Origin of the sequence: Rhodanobacter aciditrophus (assembly GCF_042679525.1) — a bacterium.
In the GTDB taxonomy this organism is placed as follows: Bacteria; Pseudomonadota; Gammaproteobacteria; order Pseudomonadales; family Marinomonadaceae; genus Marinomonas; species Marinomonas aciditrophus.
Genome location: NZ_JBHTMN010000001.1, coordinates 1 through 672, shown reverse-complemented (window position 1 = coordinate 672; position 672 = coordinate 1). Strand labels below are relative to the sequence as shown.

The following is a 672-nucleotide window of genomic DNA, read 5'->3' as shown; positions in this document are numbered from 1 at the left end:
AACCTGGGGCTGGATCACCTCCTTAAACGATATGAAGCTCTGGTGAGCGTTCACACAAATTATCTGATATCTGTAGTTTAGAGTGTTGTCGTCTGATTCAGATTTGAATTTGGATGCAGGCAGTTGTTTTGGGTCTGTAGCTCAGTTGGTTAGAGCGCACCCCTGATAAGGGTGAGGTCGGCCGTTCAAATCGGCCCAGACCCACCAAAACTCCCGTAACTTTGTTATTGAGATTTTGGTGGAACAACAATGAGATATGGGGCTATAGCTCAGCTGGGAGAGCGCCTGCTTTGCACGCAGGAGGTCTGCGGTTCGATCCCGCATAGCTCCACCACTTCCCAAGTGGTACATGACACAACACACAAAGCCTTAAGCAAGATGCTTGGACAGTCAATCGAGAGACAGTAAGTCTTATATCGATGTCGACTGAAACTTCCTAGTCTCTGACTTAGTGCTTTGCACTAAACTTGCTCTTTAACAATTTAGACTTTTTGAAATAGACGATAATCAAGCGTCAAACCGGTGGAATCCACTCTAACCCAGTGAGATTCTAAGATCGTAAATCCAGTGCTGAACAAAAGCAGCGTTGGTATGTAGTTCAAAGTAGCGACTAACTTAGGTTAGATAAAAAACTATTTTGGGTTATATGGTCAAGTGACCAAGCGTGCACGG

2 tRNA genes are annotated in these 672 nt (G+C 44.9%); both read left to right on the top strand.

From position 1 onward, the window contains the following. Positions 1 to 130: 130 nt before the first annotated feature. Positions 131 to 207, top strand: a tRNA-Ile gene (locus ACFQ45_RS00010). 51 nt (positions 208 to 258) lie between these two features. Continuing rightward, a tRNA-Ala gene (locus ACFQ45_RS00005) sits at positions 259 to 334 on the top strand. Positions 335 to 672: the final 338 nt, after the last annotated feature.